Consider the following 21,960-nt stretch of genomic DNA (forward strand, 5'->3'; position numbering starts at 1 on the left):
TGAGTGGCGGTCGGCCTTCTACGGCAGCTACGGTGAGGTGTCGTACAACAAGAGCGCCCGCGCGGCACTCGGCACGATCGGCTTCGGCTTCAACCCGACCAACAGCGGCGCCAACGCCAACGCGTTCCTCTACAGCCCGACGCTTCGCGACAACAACCTGTTGGTGGCCGGCGCGAGCCTGATCTGGTCGCCCGTCAAGGATCTCGATATCGGCGTCGAGGGCGCATACGTGCGTGCCGCTCTCAACAACGGCCTGACGAACGACATCAACAAGAACCCGTCGGGCCTGAACGTGAACGGTGTTCCAGTGAAGCTGATCGGGGCGACCGATACGTTCCAGACCCGCTTCCGCATCCAGCGCGATTTCTAATTCCAGATCGAGACCGGTTTGTTCTCCAAAGCTTCCTGGTCTTGATGTCCCCGTGCAACGGGACCCCACTAGCCCGGCCGAAAGGCCGGGCTTTTTTGTCTCGGCGCAATTGCTGCGAAAGCCCAGAACACTGAACGCTGGTTGGGCGGCTATGCCGAACGCCTCGTGAGCGCGGACACCTTCCGATTTGCGACTTCGCGACATGCATCCTCGTAGCTCTCTGGTCAACCCAGTCGCGATACGACCTGCAGAAGGACAAATATTACTTGTTTATCTACACACAGAGTTAGAGCACTAATTGACCGGATCGAATCGTCTGAGGTTTTGACGCGGACGGGAATGTGCTTCGATGCGCGGCTTTCCGAGGAGGAGAGCCGATGGCGTCTGCCCTGTCTGCCGATCTGCGCGAGCGTGTTGTCGCCGCGATCAAGGCGGGAACCGCGCGCCGGGAAGCCGCAAGGCGTTTCGAGGTCATTCCCGCTAGCGCTGTTCGCTGGCGAGAAGCCTTCGTGCAGGGAAATCGAACACAGGCCAAGCCGATGGGCGGCGATCGACGCTCGCACGCCATCGAGGCATAGGCCGACCTGATCCGACAGACTAATGAAGCGCAGCCCGAGCTGTTCCTGCACGCACTGCGCGCCCGGTTGGCTGAACGTGGCCTGCGGGTCGGGGTGAGCAGCCTGTCCCGCTTCTTCAAGCGCCACGGCATCACGCGTAAAAGGAGACCGGCCACGCCGTCGAGCAGGATCAGGAGGACGTGAAGGCGGTCCGCTTGTCCTGGTTCGAGGGGCAGCTCGATCTCGTTCCGGACAGGCGCGTATTCCTGGACGAGACAGCCACGACTACAATGGTGGCGCGGCGCTACGGACGGGCTCCGCGCGGCGAACGCTGCCGGGTCGCGGTGCCGTTCGGCTACTGGAAGACCATCACAGTCACTGCCGGCCTGTGCGCCAGCGGCCTGACGGCTACCGCGCTCTTCGATGGTCCCATGATCGGAGCCCGCTTCCGCGGCTATGTCGAAGAGACCCTGGCCCCGGCCCTCAAGCGCGGCGACACGGTCATGCTCGACGACCATCCGCCCACACTCAGGGCCCTTCCCTGGGCCCGCGGGCCCTGATAGCGCGGCGGGCAGTACGGGCGTGCGCCTCCACCAGGTCGCGATTGGCCGAGGCGAACTCGATGCTCGCCCCCGCAACCGCTCCGTTGATCTTCCGGATTCGCACGTCATCGGCATCGATGTACCCGCTGTGGCCGGCATGCCTGGCGGAGCCGACCGCCGCGTCTCGGGCCAGCGGCATCCACAAGTCCGCGCCCGGGTCCCCGAGATCCTGGCGGCGGCTACCCCTGGCTATGAACCGGGCGAATGGGCTGCTGCCGAGGATGAAGGCGCGGCACGGTACCGTGATCCGCGCGACGGATAAGCCGCGCTGCAGCATGGTCGGGGTGACGGTTTCAAGAGGATCCGCGGCGTATTGCGCGATTACGTCCCGCGCGCCCTCCAGCATGAACTTCTCGTCGAGCAGGAGCGCTCGCTCCGCTTCCATCAAAGGCCCCTGCAAGCTCTCCCATTCGACCCACGTGCCGGTGAGAAAATCGGCTATCGCCCGCCGCACCAGCGGGGCAACGTGGTGGTCCGGCGAGCGCCGGCGCTGCGCGACGAAGAGTTCAACCAAAGCCCGCCGGTCGGCCTCGCCGAGCGCGGTGGAGCGGCCCGCTCGTGCGTCCGTTATTATACGATCCAGCACCGGTCCCGCACGGGTCTCGATCGCCGACAGGCGCGTCTCCGTCCCGGTGTCGCGCGAGCCGTCGCGGCGGCGGATCGTGTATAAATGCTGGACTTGGAACAAGCGCTTGATGGATTTGCGCTCCATGCCTCGCTCGGGGTGGCGCTTGTCGAAGGATCAAAGGTGCTGGTCTGCCTCGGCAAAGTGCCGCTGCACCATCTTTGGGATATAATGGTGCCGTCGGGGACCGGACTGACCAGAGCGTTGCGCAGGGTTGGGCCCATCCGACATGTCGCCGCTCTGACTGCTGCGTGGGTATCGCGTCAGGCGCTCTGCGCGGCGGGTGGGGCGGTCTTCGCGGTGACCGCGTGTACCACATTCATGCCGATCAGCATGCGAGGTTCGTGGACGGGCAAGTTCCAGTCGGCGATCGGCCACGAACACGGCGCGCATGGGCGATGACGACGAGACGACCGTCGGTCCGGACCACGCGCTCGAAGGCGCAGCCCGGCAGGGATGAGGACATGCGCATCCGCCGCGTGCATCAGCCCGTGCCATCCTCGTCACCGCGACCGTTCCACGAGAAGTGCGCAAGAACCGTGAAACGGAGGGAGGATCCATTGCGGACCCAAGCCTTCCGGATGTCACGGCCAGCTGTTCAGCTTTCCTCTTGCTCAAGTTGCTCGCGGATGGCGGCCAGTTCCCGTCTTCGCTCAGGCGACGTCTCAGGATAGGCCGGATGCAGTTCGGCCAGGGCATCGAGCACCACCTGCGATATGAGCAAGCGAGCGTTCAGCTTGTCATCGGCCGGCATCACATACCAAGGCGCCTCGTCCGTGCTGGTGGCTGCCAAGCACTCCTCATAGGCTGTCATATAGTCGTTCCAGTGTGCACGCTCGGCAACGTCGGCGAGACTGAACTTCCAATTCTTCTCAGGCTCGTCGATCCGGCTGAGGAAGCGCCTTCGCTGCTCCTCGCGAGAGAGGTGGAGGAAGAATTTCACGATCTTCGTCCCGTTGCGCGACAGGTGCTTCTCGAACGCGACGATCGACTCGAACCGCCGTCTCCATAGATTGCCGTCCTTCGTCGTCCCAGGCACGCCTTCTGCGCGGAGCAGCTCGGGATGAACGCGAACAATCAGGACCTCCTCATAATAGGACCGATTGAAGATCCCGATCCTCCCCCGTTCCGGCAGGCACACCGTTGTTCGCCACAGGAAGTCGTGCTGTAGCTCCGACGCACTGGGATGCTTGAAACTGAAGACTTGACAACCTTGAGGATTGACACCCGTCATCACATGACTGATCGCGCCGTCCTTGCCCGCGGCGTCCATGGCTTGAAAGATCAATAACAACGAGTAGCTGTTCGACGCATAATGCTGGCGTTGAATCTTTCTCAAGTATTCGACGTGTTGTGTCAGCAGCTTTCTGTATTCCTGCTTGTTTTCATAAATGGGACGGACGAGCGTCGGTCGCTTATCCAGCGAAACGCGCTCACCTTCGCGCACTCGGAACGGCCCCGTCTCTATCTTCATAGGACTTCCCTTAAGTGCTCATCGAACAATTATATCTAATTGTTTCAGTAAACGCGACAGCTAGCGATGCCTCAGCGTGGTGTTTTCGAAATCCGGCAAGCCTTAATCGATTGACCTCCGTGCGGTCACTCCGGTTCGAAGTTCGTGCATGGTCGGGCGTGCTAAAAGACTCTCTTCAGCTGTCCATTCCGACGCCGGCCAGTCAGGTCACACGAGGGACCGTTAGAAAATTACGGACTTTGGGTGTCGGCGAGCGTTTTACGATTTCTGCTCATACCATACGAAGCCGTCGAAACAGTTCGACCTTCGTCATATCGAGCACGAAGGCCAGCACGAGGGCGGACCCGAACAGACCGCCGATCCATGAGAGCGGCAGCGGCGCCATCAGGATACCGCGCCAAGCCAGGAGCGGGATCACCAGGATGTCGGCCACCGAGGACGCGACCACGATCGCGCTCGGGCGAGATGCCCACATGCGGCGCCGCTCGCGCGCCACGTAGAACACGGCTTGACCATTGAATACCAGCATCACCAGTGTCAGCGCCTGCAGTTCCGGCAAGCTCGCGCCGAGCCAGAACATCCCTGCCGCCAGGGCGGCCGCAGAATAGACAAGGTCGACCAGACCCAGCACGACGGCCGCGATCGTCAGATTTCCGATCCGCCATTTGTTGGGCTCGGACGAGGGCTCGACATTGTCCGTGGTCGCCGACATCGCCAAGAAATCGCCGACCACCAGGGATAGAACCATGAGCATCGGCGTCAGGATTGCGTGGCCGGTCATCACGAGGCCGATTGCCAGGAACAGCACCTGACGGACTTTCTGAACGAGCGAGCGCAGCGTGTAGGTCAGGATACGCTGGAAGGTGACGCGGCCCTCCCGGACGGCGGCCACGATGCCGCCGAGGCCCGGATCGGTCAGCACGACGCCCGCCGCAGACTTCGCAGCGTCCGTCGCGGTCGAGACGGCGATTCCGATCTGGGCCTGGCGCAGCGCAGGCGCGTCGTTGGCGCCATCGCCACACATGCCGACCGTGTGGCCCTCGCGTTGAAATGCCTTGACCAGGTGAAACTTGTCTTCCGGGAGCACGCCCGCGAAAACGGCGTAGTCGTCTGGCCGCATCTCCTCGCGGATCGCGCCTCCAGAGTAGACCGGTCCCGTCAAGCCGACGGCTTTAGCGAGGACGCTGGTCGTGGCGGGTGCGTCCCCGCTGACGATCGCCACGCGGACGCCGAGGCGCTTGAGCTCCGCGATGGCCGGGGCGGCATCGTCGCGAGGCGGATCGCTCAGCGCGAGAAGACCAGCCACCTGCATGGGCCCGTCCGAGCTGACGCCGACGCCGAGCACGCGGCGCCCGTCGAGTTCCAACGCATTAGCGATCTCGGCCGCGCCGGGCGTTGACTCACACAGGGCCATTACGGTCGCGAACGCGCCCTTCACGATGCGCAGGCGCGCGCCGGAGGAGTCCAGGGCGACGGCTTCGGACATCTTCACCGCCGGATCGAAGGGCGTGAAGGCGACAAGCGTCGGAATGCCCGGCTCGGTTGCCGGAGCGGCGGTCCGAACCGCGCGGTCGACGGGATCCTGTCCACCCTCCGAACTGGCAAGCGCCGCGAGCGCCAGCACGCGTCCCTCGGTGAAGCCCGGCAGGGCGCGCACGGCTGTGACCGCGAGTGTGTTGTGGGTCAGCGTGCCGGTCTTGTCGGAGCAGAGGATGTCCATGCTGGCCGCCTCATCGACGGCGGACAGGCGGGTGGGCAGCACACCCGAGCGCGCCAAGGCCCGCGCGCCGAGCGCGGTGGCGAGCGTGAATGTGGCCGGCAGTGCCACCGGCACCGTGCCCAGAACCGCGACCAGCAGGAGCGGCAGCAACTCGGGCAGCGGCATTCCGATCGACAGCGCATAGGCCAGGAGGGCGAGCGTGACCACGCCGTTCACCAGGGCGAGGTTGCGCACCACCTTGAGCACGGCCTTTTGCTGGGCGCTGCCGATATGCGCCGTGCGGACGAGTTCGGCCGCCTTGCCGAACTTGGTGCGGGCGCCGGTCGCCGTTACGAGGCCGACAGCCTCGCCGCGGCGGACGAGCGCGCCGGCATAGGTCTCGTAGCCGGGATCCGCCTCGATCGGCTGCGACTCGCCGGTGAGCGTTGATTGGTCCAACAGCGCGTGCCCCGCCGTGATGCGGACATCGGCGCCGACCACCGCGCCGAGCGAGAGCTTGACGACATCGCCCGGCACCAGCTCTGCGGCCGGCACCATCTTCCAGCCCCCGTCCCGATGGACGCTGGTCACGAGCGCGAGACGTGCTTTGAGTGCGGCAACGGTCGCCTGAGCCCGATTCTCGTGCAGGAAGCCGAGCGCGGCATTGAAGATGAGCAGAACCGCGACGACCGACGCCTCGACGTATTCGCCGAGGACGAGCTGCAGCACGATCGCCGCCTCGAGCAGGCCCGGCACCGGCGCAACGAATTTGCTGACGATGAGACGCAGCGGATGGACGGCTTCGTCCGGTGTGGCATTCGGCCCATAGGTCGCGAGGCGGCGGCGCGCCTCCGCGGTTGTGAGGCCTTCTCCGCTGGTCTCGGATGCGGCAGAGCCCCTCGGGATCGTGTTCTCACGAGGCGTCGTCGGGCGGTCTCCCCCATTCACATGCGTTCGCGCGAGGCCGTGCATGCGACTGCTCCAACGCTCAGCACCCACGGACACCTGTCGCAGACCGACCGGGTCGGGGGCCATCGGGCTGATCGGATCTATGCTGTCCGCAGACAGCAGCGGGTTTGATCCAGATCAGCCCCGGTGCCGTTCCCATTGATCGTCAGCTGTCCGGGAGCGAGCGTCTTCTTCCTTTCTCGTACAGTATCCGCTCTTCAGGGCCAGTGATTCTCGCTCTGCTGGAGCAGTGTTACCGGCGTATGGCCGCAATGGAGCACCTCGGCTGCAAAAGATCCGAGCGCGGCCAGACCGCCATTTTCAATCTGCTCGATCGCCCGAATTCGACGATGACCCACGGCGTGAGGTCCGATCAACCGCCGATGAGTGCGCCGACGCGTCATAGTTCAATTGCAGCCCCTGCAAACGCCACGCACGATGGCGTCGTCGGCCTGTTCTTGCCGCGTCCTCTTGCTTACCACCGCAAGCTTCGCCGGACTTCCCGCGCGCCCAGGAGGCTTGGTGACCCCGAGCGCCGTGATGGTCCTTCCCGTGAAGGCGGCCGCTGGATTGTGTTCCGCAATCTCCCCGTCACCTGGTTGTGCGAGCGCTTGGCAGCTTATGGCAACGCTGCAGGCCACTGCGAAAAATGTATATTTCCCACGCACCTGACACTCCTACATCAGCCTCATTGGAGGCAACAGCGACGCGCGCACAAATAGCCCTGTCTAAAGCCAGCTCGTCGACCCGTTCATAAAGAAGCACAGTCTCGGAGCTTCGGGTTGCGCCTACTGGCCTCCTCCGCCACCACCGGCTCCGCCGCCGCCGCCAAACTGTGGGACAGCCCGCTCAGGTTGTTCGGAATTGCCCCCGGCCGCTGAATCGTCCACGATAGTACTGGCGCCCGTTCCACTCCGGCCCTGCACTATAACGGTCACAGCACCAGGACCTCCGTTATCCTCAAAACCAGGCCCTAGCCCTTCGATGAGAACAGGCGGCCGTACTCCCAAAGGCCGCACAGATGAAGAGGAAGGCTGTGCGATGGCGGGAGTAGCCGATATGACAAAAAATGCCATCAAAAGCGTATTTCTCATGGCTTCCTCCTAAGATTATGATTTATTTATTCCGAATGGCGACCTTCTTACTGCGAGGAGCGTCCGGGCGATTGACGGCGACCGTCTGCACTCAAAGTGATCCACAACCACTATGTTATCTAAGCGCACTTCATTTGATTCCTGAGTTCGGGCATTCCTAAACCTAGCAAATGACACTGGACACTCGCCGGCCTTTTCGTTCAAATCGTTCAAGCTCGCATGTACCCTCGGCCAGTCACAGGAAAAGTTTAAAACGAGGCAGGCAGCGACCGAGCAAGATAAAATCTTGATTTGAATCATTTTAGTCTCGGACGGTTCAAATAATTATTGCGCCGATTTCTGAAACCGCTGGCGGAAAATGCAATCACATTGGGTCTGATGATAAGCCCTAAAAAATCTGCCATCAAGTCCATGGTCATAATATGAGACCTTTGAATTTCATATATTTCAAGCACTTACTGTTTTTAAAAAGAATTTAGAAAATAAATTATTTTTTGGTTTTGCGAAGTCCATGCTCGCTATGACGCGGCACCCTATCTTCTTCTCAATGGGAACCGGATTCGTCTCGATTATGAGGATTCAGGGTTCTCTATCTGAAAGTGGGTCGGCTTGTCTGAACAGCGACCTGGGCGTGGATAAGTGTATATCCTGCCGGGTTCAGAAAGCCGCGAGATACGGCAGCCTTTCGAAATAGGCTTGGTCGGCGGTGCGCCGGTCAAGGTTCGAATGCGGCCTGCGCCCGTTGTAGAAGAAAGGTAGCGGCCGATAGAGGCGCGCGCCGTTCTGACCGTGTCGTAGGCCCGCAGGTAGATATCCTCGTACTTGACCGACCGCCACCGGCGCTCGGCAAAGACGGTATCGCGCCGCGCTCCTCTGCCTTCTATGCCAACGGCGATCTCGACCTCCATCAGGACGCTGGTGAAGGCGTTGCTGGTGACCCGCGCACCCTAATCGGTGTTGAAGATGTCCGGCCTACAATGCCGAGCTATCGCTTTCTCCATGGCCTCGACGCAGAAATCCGGCTGCATGATGATCGACAGCTGCCAGGACAGAACCCGGCGAATCAACCAATCGATGATGGCTGCCAAGTAGACGAAACCGCGTGCCATCGGCACAGAGGTGATGTCCTTGTTCCGAACTTGATTGGGACGATCGATCGTCAGCCCGCCCGAGAGATAGGATAGGTCTTTCTGACCCGGCGCAGGCTTCGAGGCGTTGAGCCTAGCGTAGAGCCCTTCGGTGCGCCGGCCTTGCCGCGTCTTCACGTCGATGGCCGGGATCGCCTCCGAGCGAGGCGCGGATCCGAACGCCCCGGACGCCCCGTCGAGAAGCTGAGCTTTCCAGGCTGTGATCTCGTTGGGGTGGACATCGAACTGTTGGGCCAACTCGGCCAGCGTTTTCTCACCTCGCAGAGCGGCCGGAGCCACCTTCGCCTTGAAGACCAGGAGGTGGTTCCGGCGGGCTCGTTTGCTCATCATCAATCCTGATCCGCGGCCATCCTGGCCGCCGTCAGGCAGAAACTCCACTCAGCCCCGCTGTGCAGATTCCCCAAGCCATCTCTGCTGGCGATCGACTCCGGCCAGTGGCGCTACAAGAAAACGCTGACGCTCTCGGCAGCGGCGAAGGTGACGCTCGGCGGTCCACTGGTGGTCGCCACTGGCATTTTAATCGAGAGTGCCTGCCGCCGAGGTCCTTATCGTAGTGCGCTGACTTGCGTCGAACCGGATTTCGCTCCGACGATGCGCAATCCAGCAAAATATCCGCAGCGAAAGATCATAAATTTTATTTTAATAAATGCTCGATCCGAAACTGGTAATCACATTCGTCCGCCGCGCATGCGCACAGATGGAGCGAACAAAGCGTGCTCTGATCTAAATCAACTCGGCGGATTGCGGCGATTGTTATGGTTTGCGATGTGCTTGGTTACCGGAAGGCACATTTGGTCATTGGTATCAGAGGCGGCAGTGCGCATTCTCTTAGTTGAGGACAGCCGCAGATTGGGTGCCGCGATCGGCGATGCCCTGCGCTCTCACGGCTACGTCGTCGATATCGTCAGGACCGGAGAGGAGGCGGATGCGGCACTCGCGACCACGGACTATGATGCGGTGATTCTCGATCTGGGTCTTCCGGACCGGGACGGCATGACGCTCCTGTACAAAAGAGGCGCTGGTCGCCCCACCGCCCCGATCCTGGTGTTGACTGCCCGGGACAGCACCGAGGCGCTGATCGACGCCCTCGATGGGGGAGCTGATGATTACCTCCGCAAGCCGTTCGAGATGGACGAACTTCTGGCCCGCCTGCGTGCCTTGATGCGCCGGCCCGGACAGGCGTTAGGCGTCCATCTTGTGGAGCGCAACGTCGAATTCGACACCGTCCATCGCCGCGTCCGGATCGCTGGATGCGACATCGAGATGGCGCGCAAAGAACTGGCCGCGCTCGAACTGCTGCTGCGCCGGACGGGCAGTGTCGTCTCGAAAGCGCATTTCGAGTCGTCGCTGTATGGCTTCGACGAGGAGGTTGGAACGAACGCGATCGAGGTGCTGATCCACCGCCTGCGCAAGAAGCTCGCGGCGGCCGGCGCGGAACTGGAGATCCACACGCTGCGCGGCATCGGCTACGTCCTCACGGATCTACGCGCGTGATCCGAGGTCGCTCGACGCTGTTCATGCGCCTTGCGGTCGCGACAGCTCTCTTGATCTCGCTGGCGATCGGCGCCGCGACCCTCTTCCTCTACAATCGCTTCGAGGCGCTGAACGGTCGTTTCCGGGAAGGAACCCTGCGCAGCTTCGCGCATGACCTAGCCCGGGAACTCCTTATCACAGCACAAACCGGGAAGCGCGCGCTTCCCGGTTCGGTCGCTCAGCAGGTCATCGACGACGGCGGCGTCTACGTGTTGCTGACCCGGGACGGTGAGATCCTGACCGCTGCGCCGGGGGTCACCGAGCCGCTGGTCAGCTCGCTCGGACCGAACGAGCAATTCTTCATGCTTCCGCGTCCGGGCTTGGAACCACTCTACGGCCTGTCGGCCCCTGTTCGAAAAACGCAGCCTCCGCTCGTGCTGCAGGTCGCCTTCCCCAACGGCCCGATCGTGTTCGACTCCGTCCTCGAGGAGTTCGTCCAGGATATCGCGTGGATCTGGGTCCCATTCCTCTTCGGCATGATCGCCGTGAACCTGATCGTCGTGCGGATCGCGCTCCGCCCCCTCCGGATAGCCGCACAGCAGGCCGAATCGATCGAACCGGGCAACGTCGCAGTGCGCATCTCGGAAACGGCGATGCCCGAGGAGGTCCTCATCCTCGTCCGCGCCGTGAACCAGAGCCTCGCCCGGCTGCAGCAAGGCTACGTCGTCCTTGAGCAGTTCGTCGGCGACGTCGCGCACGAGCTGCGCACGCCGCTCGCCATCATGAAGACCCAGGTCGCGACGGCCGACGCCCCGATCGGCCGGTCCATCACCGAGGATCTGGCTCGCATGGAGCGTCTGGTGGAGCAACTCCTCGACCGGGTCCGGCTCGGTGGGCTCCACGTCGAAGCGGACGACGTCGTTGATCTCTCGGCGATCGCGCGAGAGGCGGCGACGATGCTCGGTCCCGTGGCGATCGCCCGGGGCCTGTCGATGGAACTCCTCGGTGCGGAAGTGCCGATTCGGGTCGCGGGCCTACGCGATTACCTGTTCCGCGCCCTGCGCAACCTGATCGAGAATGCACTCATGCACGCGCCGGGCGGCACCATGATCACGGTGACGGTCGGCGCGGACGCAACGCTCAGTGTCCGCGATCGGGGGAGCGGCTTCACGCCCGACATTCTCGTGCAGGAAGCCATCCAGAAGCGGGAGTTCCGAAGCGGCCGGGAGGATGGGATCGGGCTCGGGCTCTCGATCGTCGAGCGGACCATGGCGGCCCACGGCGGGGCACTTGAACTGCGCAACGCACCGGAGGGCGGGGCCATCGCGACGATGCGCTGCTCAAAAATGCCGGAGGCGGAACGCGCTTTGTATCCGCTCGGAAACGTCGCCTTGAAATGACCTTGATCTCGCCTCGGAGAGACCCAGGCCCTGTAAGGTTGGCGTAAGCTTGGCCGCTAGGATCATTCGCAGTTGCGAAAGGTCCAAATCCTATGACGAGCGCCGAAGTTCTAGGCCGATATCACAGCCGTCGGAGCGCAACGGAAGATTTCATTCGAAAGACCTATGCGCTCCGCTACGACGCGACGTTGACGAGCTTTCCCGAGAACATCCTCGCACTGTTCAATACTCAGGGTCGCGTCATCTGCGCGGCGGGTGTCCGGGATCAGAGCGAGGCGTTCTTCTCCGAGCGCTATCTCGGTGCGCCGATCGAGCGCGCCCTGACCGAACTCACCGGCAGCGAGGTCTCCCGGAACGCGATCTTCGAAGTGTCGACGCTGGCCAGCCAGACGCCCTGCAGCAGCGCCGCCTTCATTCGCGAGATCGTGGCCTACGGCGAAGCTCAGGGCTTCGCATGGTCCTTCTTCACCGTGACGAGCCGGCTGCAAGTCCTGCTCGGGCGCATCGGTGTCTCCTCGATCTACCTGGGCGAGGCGCTGGCCGAGCGCGTCGCCAATCCCGGCCAATGGGGCCAGTATTATGCGGCCCGCCCGCGCGTCTGTGCAGTGCCGGGCTCGCGCGCCATAACCAACGCCAGGGGCGTCAAGCGGTGTGTCGGCTTCGATGCAGCTGCTGCTTGACGCCCTGCTGCGCAATGCGCGCGGCAGGCCCGACACACCCACTTTTGCGGACGACGAAGTCGCCCTCACGCACGGAGCGGTAGCGGCTCGGGTCGCGGCGCTCGCCGCGACGCTCGTTCCGGAACACCGCATCCTGGGACTTCTGGCGCCCAACGGGGTCGCGTGGGCGGTCGCGCAGCTGGCGTGTGCCTGCGCTGGCCGCACCGTCGTCCCGCTCCCGACCTTCTTCAGCGCCGCGCAACTCGCGCATGTGATCCGAGACGCATCGCTCGACTGCATCCTCGTCGCGCCCGCCCTGACCGGGCGAGTCGCCGGCAATGGCGTCGCCGTGCAGCCTCTCGACATTGCCGGGACCGCCGAGCTTCGTCCCGAGTCGGCCGACGGTTTCGCTCAGGTCATCTACACCTCGGGCTCCACCGGCGCCCCAAAGGGAGTTCGGCACGGCGCCGCGCAGATCGGCTGGATGGCGGAAGCGCTCGCACACGCCGTCGCGGCGCATTCCGAGGACCTGTACCTTTCCGTCTTGCCCCTGCCACTGCTCCTGGAGACGCTCTGCGCCGTCTTCGTGCCGGTCCTGGCCGGGGCGCGGGCGCGGTTCGAGACCGGGATCCCGGAGCGGCTCGGGACCGGGCAACTGGCCGGTCTCGCCGAGGCCTTCGGGCTGCATCGCCCGACCATGAGCGTCCTGGTTCCCCAGGTGCTCGCGGCATGGGTGGGCGAACTGGACGCCACAGGCGCCCAGGCTCCCGCGTCGCTGCGCTTCGTGGCCGTCGGCGGGGCACCCGTCCCCCCCGCCCTGGCCGAGCGGGCCTGGCGGGCCGGCATCCCGGCCTGCGAGGGCTACGGCCTGTCCGAATGCGGCTCCGTGGTTGCGGTCAACGCCCCCGGGCAGCGGCGGCCCGGCAGCGTCGGACGTCCCTTGCCCGGCATTACCGTCTCGATCGTGGACGGAGAGATTCTCGTCGACGGCCCGACGCTGATGGACGGCTATCTCGGCCGTGAGCGCCCGCCCGGACCGTGGCGCACGGGCGATCTCGGATCGATCGACGCCGACGGGTTCCTGCACGTCCACGGCCGAAAGGACAACCTCATCGTCCTATCATCGGGCCGCAACGTCAGCCCGGAGTGGATCGAGACGATATTGCTGGGCGATCCCTGTGTCGCCGCCTGCGGGATCGTCGGCCACGGAATGGATCGTCTGACCGCGGTGATCGTGCCCACCGCGCATGGCGAGGCCCGCTTCGCCGCGTCCGGCCCCGACGAGCACCTCGCCTTCGTTCAAGAGTGTTGCGCACAGGTCCCGGCGCATGCGGTTCCGGGCCATTGCCTCGTCGTGTCGCGCGTGGCGGCGATCCCGTGCGGCCTTCTCACGCCGAACGGCCGCATCGCGCGCGGCCCCCTCAACGACCTCGCCGCACGGCGAGCCGATCCGGCGCTCGCCATCAGCGCCTGACGTCGCCTCGATCACAGAAAGGCTGCACCATGTCCTTCTACGAACGGCTGATCGCCGAGACTGCGGATGCGCGAGCTGAATTCCTCGCGATCCCTCTCGTCCGGACGGCGACGCAGTCCGGTGCGACGCGCGAACTCTACGTCGCCTTCCTGACGCAGGCCTATCACCATGTGAAGCACACGTTTCCGATGCTCGCGCTGGCTGCCTCGCGGACGCAAGACGAAGCCTATCAGGACGCCCTCGTCGAATACATGGAGGAGGAGCGCGGCCACGAGAAATGGATCCTCGACGACATCCGCACGCTCGGCGGCGACGCCGAGGCGGTCCGACACGGCGAGCCCGGCCCGGCCTGCCGAATCATGGTCGGCTACACCTACTACGTCATCGAGCATGTGAGCCCCTGGGCCATGCTCGGCAGCGTCCACGTCCTCGAAGGCATGTCGGTCCTGCTAGCCGACCGGGTCGCCGACGCGATGAAGGCCGTCCTCGGCCGCCAGGACGACAACGGCTTCAGCTACCTACGCTCGCACGGTGCGCTCGATCAGGAGCACGTCGCCTTCTTCCGCAGCCTCGCGGACTCGATCCACGATCCCGAGATACAGCGCCTCGTCATCGCCCAGTCCAAACTCTTCTACCGCCTCTACGGCGACATCATCCGCGACCTCGGCGAGCGCCAGGAGTTGGCCCATGCCGCGTGACATGCGCCACGTCCTGATCACGGGCGCGGGGTCCGGCATCGGCCGCGCGCTGGCGCTTGAAGCCTCTGCCAGGTGCATGCGGGTCGCGATCTGCGGCCGCCGCAAGGACGCCCTTCAAGAGACGGCTGAACTGACAGGGACCGCCAAGGCGATCTTGATACTTCCCGCCGACTTGACGGTCTCCGTCGAGCGTCAGGCTCTGGCCGGACAGCTCGCGAGAGCCTGGGGACGGCTCGACGTCCTCGTGAACAATGCCGGCTGCGTCGTCGGCGGAGATCTCGCCACCACGAGCGACGCGATGCTCGACACCATCCTCGATACCAATGTCGTGGCGCCGATCGCTCTGACACGCGATCTTGCGCCGCTGCTCATGGCCTCAGACGAGGCCCGCGTGGTGAACGTCGGATCGCTGTTCGGCGACATCGCCTATCCGGGCTTCGCTTCCTACAGCGCCTCGAAGCACGCCCTGCGCGGCTTCTCGGACGCCCTGCGGCGCGAGTGGAAGAGCCGCGGGATCGGCGTCACCTACGCCGCTCCGCGGGCGACGCGCACGCCGGCGGCGGCGGCCTTCGGGGATCTCATCCGGGACACCGGCATGCGGCTCGACGACCCTGAGCAGGTCGCCCGGCGCATCTGGCATGCGGCCCTGTCCGGTGCAGACACCGTCTACCCGCGCGGTGCCGAGTGGGCCTTCGTCCTGCTGCAGCGCCTCTTCCCCCGTCTGATCGACCGCGCGCTCGCCCGGCAGAAGCCGAGCGCCGCCGTGTCCGCGCCGAAGCCGGTCTCGGCGACCTGATCCAGGAGACTATCGACCATGTCCGTCTCGATCCGCGCGTCCGTCCTCGCCCTCTCGCTGGCTCTGGCTGGAGGGTTCACCGCCGCTCCGGCCAGCGCGGCCGAGGATCCGGCGCTGACCGCCGCCATCCGCCATCTGCAACAGCGCTGGGAAGCCATCAAATTCAACGTCCCCGAGGGCGCCGCCCAGACCGAGCAGATGAATGCCCTCGGCGAGGAGGCGGATTCCTTCGCCGCGCGCTACCCCGACCGACCCGAGGCGATGATCTGGGACGGCATCCTCACGAGCGAGCGGGCCTCGATGGCCAGCGCGTTCTCGGCCCTCGGCCTCGCCAAGCGGGCACGCGACATCCTGGAGAAGGCCGAGGCCGCCGACCCCAAGATCCTCGATGCCGGCGCACCCACGAGCCTCGGTGTCCTGTACTACCGCGTGCCGGGCTTCCCGATCGGCTTCGGCGACAAGGCGAAGGCGCGGCGTCTGCTGGATCGTGCCGTCCACACGGCCCCGACCGGGCTCGACGCCTGGTACTTCTACGGCGATTTCCTGATGGCGCAGGGTGAGTACGCGAAGGCCGCCGAGGTTTGGCGGCATGCCCTGACCTTCCCCCCGCATCCCGACCGTCCGCTCTGGGACAAGAACCGCCGGGCGATGATCGAGGAGCAACTGGCGAAGATCGAGCCGAAGCTCGGCAAGTCGTGACTTCGCCAGGTATCGACGGCGCGCCGGGGCACGAAGCCGCGCCGTCGCCGCTGTGGAGCGCGATCGGCGCGCAGCTCCGGCAACCGGAGGGCATTCGGGGCGCCGTGATCGGCCGCCTTATGGCGTTGGCCAATGCCGGTCCCAACCGCCGGGCGCTTGCCGCGCTCGGCGTGGTGCCCGAAGACCGCGTGCTGGAAGTCGGCTTCGGTCCTGGCGGGGCGCTGGCCACGCTAGCCGGATGCGGGGTGGCAAAGGTCTGCGGCCTCGACCCATCCCATCGGATGGTGTCCGCGGCACGCAGGCGTCACCGCCGGCTGATCGAATCGGGTCGCATGGAACTCGCGCACGGTGCGCTCCCGCTGATGCCGTGGGCGGACGAGGCTTTCGACAAGATCCTCCTCGTGAACGTCCTGTACTTTCTCGACCCTGCGCGCGGCGACCTGTCGATCCTGCGACGGGCACTCCGTCCCGCAGGACGGCTCGTCCTCTACGCGACCGATCGCGTGACGATGCAGAGGTGGCGCTTCGCCGGGCCCGAGACCCATCGGACCTACACCGCACAGGAATGCGTCGCGGTCCTGGCCCGAGCCGGGTTCGAGGAGACCGCGATCCGTTCGGCCGAACTGAGATTTCCGTTCGGTATCAAAGGCTTCCTCGTCACTGCCTATCGGTAGGACATCACTTTCACTTTCGGCGGCATCAGGCGTGACGGCTCCCATCGAAACCCTCCCCGCGGCGCCGCGTCTCGATGCGGCGGCGGCGATGCGCCAACAACGCGGAACGCGCGTGCCGTTCGGTTGGGATGCGCTGCGAAACCCCTACCTGTTCGACGTACCTCTGCTCGGCTACGCGTCCGGATTGCTCGACCTGTTCGTGCGGGCACCGCGGGATCTGCCGTCCGATACGCCCGTCATGGGCTCGTTCCTCAGCCTCGATCCGCCGATCTTCTGCTGCCAGCCGCGGCCGAAGCCGTTCGGGGTCGCCCACCACCTGGCATCACGCTTCCCCGACACGCCGTTCGTCTTCCTGCACCCGCTGACGCACAGCCTGGAGAGAGCGGCGTTCGCGCTTGCGCTCGCCGTCCAGCATCGACGGTTCCGGAATTTCCATCCTGCGGCCCGCCTCGTCGTCTTGGCGAACACTCCGGGTGAGGAGCGATTGCTGCGCTGTCTCGGGGTCGACGTCTACCTCGCGCCGCAGAACATGTTCGTGGATGAGACGATGTACTTCCCGATGCCCGATCGGGAGCGGCGCTACGATGCGATCTACAATGCGCAGATCGCCCCGATCAAACGCCACGCGCTGGCGCGCACGGTGCCGACCTGCGCCTATGTCACGAAGCTGTTCGGGACGTGGTCGCCGAGGCTGAAGCGGACCCAGCTCGCCGCGTTTCTCCGATCGCTCCCGCAAGGCCACGCAGTCCTCAACCCGGTGACGCCGGACGACGTCGTTCCGATGGACCACGTCGCGGTGAACGCCGCCATGGCCGAAGCCCATGTCGGCCTGTGCCTGTCCCGGATAGAGGGCGCGATGTACGCCAGCATCGAGTATCTGCTGGCCGGTGTGCCGGTGGTCACGACCCGGAGCAAGGGCGGCCGGGATAGGTTCTGCCACGCCGACACTACGCTGATCGTCGATGACGATCCCCGCGCTGTTCAGGACGGAGTCGCCGCGATGAAGGCCCGCGCCCTGCCACCCGAATTCGTGCGCGCGACGACCCTTCGGATGATCGAGGCCGAACGCGAGCGGTTCAACACCTTTATCGACGGCCTGCGCGGACACACGATCGAGCGCACGGATCCGCGGTGGTCGTTCGACTACTATCACAAGCTCGGCCGCTTCGGGCGGCTGTCGGATTTCGAGGGCGAATGCCTGACCACGAAGACGACACGATGAGTTCTGGCTCGCGGTGTAGACGAGACTGTCGTTGGCACCGAGCATGGCGGCGCGCAGGTAGCCGATGCGATTGATGAGGTGATTCTCCACACGGGGCCTTTCCTTGGTGGTCAGGGCCTCGCGACGGGGGCTGGCGCGACGCGGCCTGTAAGGATGCGTCGCAGGATATCGTCATGCCGAAGGTAGCGGTGGACCAGAGTCGGGGTGGCACGCAACAGCGCCCCAGCCATCAGGGTCAAAACCCAATCCGCTTGACCCCGCGGAGGGTCCGCTTTCGACCCAACCTTACCTTAAAAGCCTGACGGCACGTTTCCCGGAAGCAGACGCTCATTCTGCCACGACTACGATGGGCGTGCGCCATTCTCGGCCATACGCCCGACCGCACAGTTCGCCCAGAAGCAGACACTCCTCCAGAAGGAGCGGCCGGTCCATAAGGGTGACACGCAGACCGGCGGCCTCCAAGGCGCCTCAGCCACGTTAAACCACTCAAACGTCGGGCCTGAGTGTACCTAGGACCTTCCGTAAGCTGCGCCCAGGCGTTGGCGTAGGTGCTGAAAGCAAGGATCGGTGCGATAGCCCGGCCCGGGTCCACGATTCGGAGGTCGGATCGGCAGGTCTCTGCGTCGGCCGGGCTGCCAACGGTTGAAGGCCTGCGCGCGTGTCGTCACTCCCTCGCCGCCCCCTGTCGTCCCTGCGCGACTTGTTCACGAGTGCCACCGGCGGCCTCGTCCTGACGGCCAGCGCTGCTTTGGCTCTGGCCGTCGCCAACTCGCCGCGTGCCCCGGCCCACGCGCATCCGCCGTGATCGGACGCCATACCGCTCAAGACCTATGCGTCCTGGCCGCCCGGCAGCCCTGTCCCCGCCAGAGCCTGCGGGCGGATGTGCCGGTGGTGGTCGTCCGCGCACCGGCCATGGTCGGCCAGCGTCTCGATCACGCGGCATTCCCCGACGCGGCCCCACCCGCATTCCGAAAGTATCCGGTTCAGCTCGCCCCGTAGGGCCGTGAGCCGCTCGATCCGCCGCTCCGACCTCGGCGAGATGGGTACGCCTCCGGCGAAGGCCGCGTTGGTGTTTGGGACGGCGTGTCAGGCGGCGATCTGCTCGGTCTGAGGCGGGGTCCAGTTCCATGGCAGCAGGTCGTCGATGCGTCGGGCTGGATGGCCGGGCAGACGGCTGAGGACGTCGGCGAGCCAGATCTGCGGATCGACGCCGTTGAGCTTGGCGGTCTCGATCAGCGTGTAGAGCGCCAAAGCGCGATGGCCGCCCGCGTCCGAGCCAGCGAAGGTCCAGTTGCGACGGCCCACCGCGATGGGCCGGATCGCCCGTTCGGCAGCATTGTTCGACAGGCAGATATGCCCGTCGTCGAGGAAGAGGATGAAGGCGCGCCAGCGCTCGAGCATGTAGTCGATCGCCCCGGCCACCGGAGCCTTGGCCGAGAGCTTGGCGCGGTTGGCCCGCAGCCACGCCTCCAGCTCGGCGACAAGGGCGGCCAAGCTCGGCTCGGTTCTGCTGCTGCGGCCCTACAAGGACGGCGACGCGAACGTGAGGTCGGTCTGGCTGTGCTCGCGCAACGACGCCATCGGCAATGTCATCGTCCTGACGGCGGCGCTCGGGGGCCGGGGCACCGCGACGGCTTGGCCCGACCTGGTCGTGGCCGCCGTGATGGCCGGCACCTTCGCCCGGACATCCGCAAGGCCACGGCCCGGTCGCTCGTCGCGTCTATGGTGCTGGTCCTGGTTGCGCTCGCCCTGATGATCATGGCGGCGCATTACTCCTGAGATTCCGATCTTGGACTGGTCCCGAAACCACGGACCGTGCCAAAAGTCGGCCGAAACGCAAGTGCGAGCCCATCGGGGCCGGGAGCGCCGTCGTCAGACCTGAGCCACGATGCGGTCCAGGGCGCCGTCCCCGCGTCGATAGCCCGGTCACGGTACTCGGGATGGGAAGATACCCGCGCCTCGTCGAGGCGCGGAGTCCTCCATCCGGAGTGCTTGCCGCCGGCGATTCCGCGGTGGACCTGCCGGACCCGCATCAAGGCATGGCTCTGGCGCGCGAAGCCGCAGGCGTGAACCTCGACCACGCGAGCGTAGCCATCGTATCGCACCTCCATGAAGCGGCCCAGCGCCAGCGCCTCCCGGGTCGTCTCCTTGTTCGATCCCCTCCAGGGGGATAGGATCATGGCATGGAACACGCCTCGCATCCGGATATCGTCAAGCGCCTGAGGCGCGCCCACGGCCACCTCGCAGGCGTCATCGCGATGATCGAGGAAGGCCGTCCCTGCGTTGACCTCGCCCAGCAACTGCACGCGGTGGAGAGCGCGGTCACCAACGCCAAGCGGGCGCTCATCCACGACCACATGGAGCATTGCCTCGGCGAGGGCGTCGACGGCGGCAGCAAGGCCGCGCGCGCGGCGGTCGCCGAGTTCAAGGCCATCGCGAAGTACCTGTGAGGTGGGGATGCTGAGCGTCCTCGCCCATCGCACCTACCGGCACCTGTTCGCCGCGCAGGTCATCGCGCTGATCGGCACCGGCCTGCTCACGGTCGCCCTCGGCCTGCTGGCGTTCCGGATCGCCGGGGACCGGGCCGGGACAGTCCTGGGAACCGCGCTGGCCATCAAGATGGTGGCCTACGTGCTCGTCGCCCCGGTGGCCCAGGGCTTCACCGGCCGGCTGCCCCGCCGCGCCTTCCTGGTGGCCACCGACCTCGTCCGGGCCGGCATCGCGCTTCTCTTGCCCCTCGTCGACCAGGTCTGGCAGATCTACATCCTCGTCTTCGTGCTGCAATCGTGCTCGGCCGCCTTCACCCCGACCTTCCAGGCGACCATCCCGGACATCCTTCCCGACGAACGGGACTATACCCGCGCCCTATCGCTCTCGCGTCTCGCCTACGACCTGGAGAACCTGCTCAGCCCGACCCTAGCTGCCCTTCTCCTGACCGTCGTGCCCTACAACGCTCTGTTCGGCGGCACCGTCATCGGGTTTCTGGGATCGGCGGCGCTCGTCGTCTCCGTGACCTTGCCCGCAGCTCGACCGACCGACCGACAGGGCGGCGTCTACGACCGGACGACGCGCGGCCTGCGGATCTACCTCGCAACGCCGCGCCTGCGGGGCCTGCTGGCGCTCAACCTCGCGGTCGCCGCGGCCGGGGCCATGGTCATCGTCAACACGGTCGTCATCGTGCAGGGGCTCCTGAACCGCCCTCAGGACGACGTGGCCCTCGCCCTCGGGGTCTTCGGCGGCGGATCGATGGTCGCCGCCCTGACGCTTCCGCGCGTCCTCGACCGGCTGTCCGACCGCTCGGTCATGATCCCGGCGGCCGCCTTGCTCGGTGGCGTGCTTCTCGGCGTCGCCGCCATGACCCGGGGCGCGGTCATCGGATGGTCGCTCCTGCTTGCAACCTGGCTTGTGCTCGGCATCGCCTATTCCGCCGTCCAGACACCGACCGGAAGACTTCTGCGCCGCTCGGCGACCCCGGAGGACCGGCCCGCCGTGTTCGCCGCCCAGTTCGCCCTGTCCCATGCCGCGTGGCTGGTGACCTACCCGCTTGCAGGATGGCTCGGCGCAACGGTCGGGATGCCGACGACGCTGGCGGCACTCGGCGGGATCACGGTTCTCGGCGTCGCCGCGGCGGCCTTGCTCTGGCCGGCCTCGGATCCCGACGTGATCGAGCACGCCCATGCCGACCTCGACCCGAGACACCCGCACCTTCACGGGGAACGGCGCCACGCGCACGCCTTCGTCATCGACGAGCTGCACCACCGGTGGCCGGCACGCGCGGGTTGAGGGCCAGGGGGCGGCGGGAGACTTCGGGGAAGGCTCTTCTCCGGCACGGGTAGCGTGGAGAACAACGTACCTAGCGGAACGGGGAACGAAGCTGTGCCGTTTCCTGATCCCGGCTGACGTCAACTCCGACTTCCCGCCGGCAACAACGATGTGAGGACGCCCATGAGGAAATCTCTGTTCGCCGCCGCCATCCTGGCAACCCTTGGGGCCGCCTCCGTCGCCCCGGCGTCCGCCGCTCCCGGCATCATTGGGGCCGTCGACGCCCCGACCGCGGTGACCGAGGTCCGGATGGATGGCATGCACGGCCATCGCGGCCATGGCCGCATGATGGGCCACCACCACATGCACGGCCACATGATGCGCCATCACCGCGGCCATCACATGATGGGTCACGGTCACCACCGCGGCCACATGATGGGACACCACCGCGGCCACCGTATGTGACCCCTCGTTCGCCGGGTCCGATGAACCCGGTGACGAGGTCGAATGAGGGGTGGGGGGGGCCCCGGGGGGGGGCCCCCCCCCACCGTATGCGGGGCGGCCCCGCCCCCCCCCCGGGGGGGAC

15 protein-coding genes and 6 pseudogenes are annotated in these 21,960 nt (G+C 65.5%); 16 read left to right on the top strand and 5 right to left on the bottom strand.

What is annotated here, in order from left to right:
- Both Q8W67_RS24440 and Q8W67_RS24445 read left to right on the top strand, forming a co-directional pair.
- Window positions 1-370: pseudogene (locus Q8W67_RS24440) on the top strand (porin); the annotation flags it as partial.
- 377 nt (window positions 371-747) lie between these two features.
- Window positions 748-1,448: pseudogene (locus Q8W67_RS24445) on the top strand (IS630 family transposase); the annotation flags it as partial.
- A 7-nt stretch (window positions 1,449-1,455) separates the two neighbouring features.
- On the opposite strand, the pseudogene Q8W67_RS24450 reads toward Q8W67_RS24445, so the two are convergent.
- The 4 genes and pseudogenes from Q8W67_RS24450 to Q8W67_RS24470 all read right to left on the bottom strand — a co-directional run.
- Window positions 1,456-2,256 (bottom strand): annotated as a pseudogene (locus Q8W67_RS24450) (DUF4238 domain-containing protein); the annotation flags it as partial.
- Between the two features lie 496 nt (window positions 2,257-2,752).
- Complete coding sequence (locus tag Q8W67_RS24455; protein WP_305550446.1) at window positions 2,753-3,628, bottom strand: ADP-polyphosphate phosphotransferase; 876 nt, start codon at window positions 3,626-3,628, stop codon at window positions 2,753-2,755.
- A 271-nt stretch (window positions 3,629-3,899) separates the two neighbouring features.
- Window positions 3,900-6,299, bottom strand: coding sequence for an HAD-IC family P-type ATPase (locus tag Q8W67_RS24460; protein WP_305550447.1), 2,400 nt, complete (start codon window positions 6,297-6,299; stop codon window positions 3,900-3,902).
- A 1,727-nt stretch (window positions 6,300-8,026) separates the two neighbouring features.
- Window positions 8,027-8,844 (bottom strand): annotated as a pseudogene (locus tag Q8W67_RS24470) (DDE-type integrase/transposase/recombinase).
- A 438-nt stretch (window positions 8,845-9,282) separates the two neighbouring features.
- Between Q8W67_RS24470 and Q8W67_RS24475 the strand changes: the two are divergent.
- The 10 genes from Q8W67_RS24475 to Q8W67_RS24525 all read left to right on the top strand — a co-directional run bounded on the left by Q8W67_RS24475 (window position 9,283) and on the right by Q8W67_RS24525 (window position 18,417).
- The gene (locus Q8W67_RS24475; protein ID WP_305550468.1) at window positions 9,283-10,011 is read left to right on the top strand and encodes a response regulator transcription factor; all 729 of its coding nucleotides are present in this window, start codon (window positions 9,283-9,285) and stop codon (window positions 10,009-10,011) included.
- Window positions 10,008-11,390: an ATP-binding protein gene (locus tag Q8W67_RS24480; protein ID WP_305550449.1), complete on the top strand. Its 1,383-nt coding sequence runs from the start codon at window positions 10,008-10,010 to the stop codon at window positions 11,388-11,390. Before Q8W67_RS24475 ends, Q8W67_RS24480 begins: the two co-directional genes overlap by 4 nt.
- Before the next feature lie 92 nt (window positions 11,391-11,482).
- A complete protein-coding gene (locus tag Q8W67_RS24485; RefSeq protein WP_305550450.1) occupies window positions 11,483-12,070 on the top strand; it encodes a thermostable hemolysin in 588 nt (195 codons plus the stop codon).
- Entirely contained in the window at window positions 12,054-13,523 is a 1,470-nt protein-coding gene (locus Q8W67_RS24490; RefSeq protein WP_305550451.1) for an AMP-binding protein, read from the top strand. Before Q8W67_RS24485 ends, Q8W67_RS24490 begins: the two co-directional genes overlap by 17 nt.
- Window positions 13,524-13,552: 29 nt before the next feature.
- Window positions 13,553-14,221 carry a TenA family transcriptional regulator gene (locus tag Q8W67_RS24495; protein ID WP_305550452.1) on the top strand — a complete coding sequence of 223 codons (669 nt, stop codon included), beginning with the start codon at window positions 13,553-13,555 and terminating at the stop codon, window positions 14,219-14,221.
- Complete coding sequence (locus Q8W67_RS24500; protein WP_305550453.1) at window positions 14,211-15,017, top strand: SDR family oxidoreductase; 807 nt, start codon at window positions 14,211-14,213, stop codon at window positions 15,015-15,017. The genes Q8W67_RS24495 and Q8W67_RS24500 overlap by 11 nt, the downstream gene beginning before the upstream one ends.
- Window positions 15,018-15,035: 18 nt before the next feature.
- Window positions 15,036-15,716: a hypothetical protein gene (locus tag Q8W67_RS24505; RefSeq protein WP_305550454.1), complete on the top strand. Its 681-nt coding sequence runs from the start codon at window positions 15,036-15,038 to the stop codon at window positions 15,714-15,716.
- Window positions 15,713-16,390, top strand: coding sequence for a class I SAM-dependent methyltransferase (locus tag Q8W67_RS24510; protein ID WP_305550455.1), 678 nt, complete (start codon window positions 15,713-15,715; stop codon window positions 16,388-16,390). The genes Q8W67_RS24505 and Q8W67_RS24510 overlap by 4 nt, the downstream gene beginning before the upstream one ends.
- Window positions 16,391-16,502: 112 nt before the next feature.
- Window positions 16,503-17,612 carry a hypothetical protein gene (locus Q8W67_RS24515; protein ID WP_305550470.1) on the top strand — a complete coding sequence of 370 codons (1,110 nt, stop codon included), beginning with the start codon at window positions 16,503-16,505 and terminating at the stop codon, window positions 17,610-17,612.
- Between the two features lie 658 nt (window positions 17,613-18,270).
- Window positions 18,271-18,417 carry a hypothetical protein gene (locus tag Q8W67_RS24525; RefSeq protein ID WP_305550456.1) on the top strand — a complete coding sequence of 49 codons (147 nt, stop codon included), beginning with the start codon at window positions 18,271-18,273 and terminating at the stop codon, window positions 18,415-18,417.
- A gap of 281 nt (window positions 18,418-18,698) precedes the next feature.
- On the opposite strand, the pseudogene Q8W67_RS24530 reads toward Q8W67_RS24525, so the two are convergent.
- Window positions 18,699-19,097 (bottom strand): annotated as a pseudogene (locus tag Q8W67_RS24530) (transposase); the annotation flags it as partial.
- Between the two features lies 1 nt (window position 19,098).
- On the opposite strand from Q8W67_RS24530, the pseudogene Q8W67_RS24535 reads away from it, so the two are divergent.
- The 4 genes and pseudogenes from Q8W67_RS24535 to Q8W67_RS24550 form a co-directional block, all read left to right on the top strand.
- Window positions 19,099-19,365, top strand: a pseudogene (locus Q8W67_RS24535) (hypothetical protein); the annotation flags it as partial.
- Between the two features lie 430 nt (window positions 19,366-19,795).
- A complete protein-coding gene (locus Q8W67_RS24540) occupies window positions 19,796-20,062 on the top strand; it encodes a metal-sensing transcriptional repressor (protein ID WP_305550457.1) in 267 nt (88 codons plus the stop codon).
- Between the two features lie 7 nt (window positions 20,063-20,069).
- Window positions 20,070-21,395, top strand: a complete 1,326-nt coding sequence (locus Q8W67_RS24545) for an MFS transporter (RefSeq protein WP_305550458.1) — start codon at window positions 20,070-20,072, stop codon at window positions 21,393-21,395.
- A 162-nt stretch (window positions 21,396-21,557) separates the two neighbouring features.
- Window positions 21,558-21,839 carry a hypothetical protein gene (locus Q8W67_RS24550; protein WP_305550459.1) on the top strand — a complete coding sequence of 94 codons (282 nt, stop codon included), beginning with the start codon at window positions 21,558-21,560 and terminating at the stop codon, window positions 21,837-21,839.
- Window positions 21,840-21,960: the final 121 nt, after the last annotated feature.

It is taken from the genome of Methylobacterium sp. NEAU K, assembly GCF_030700285.1.
Taxonomy (GTDB): Bacteria; Pseudomonadota; Alphaproteobacteria; order Rhizobiales; family Beijerinckiaceae; genus Methylobacterium.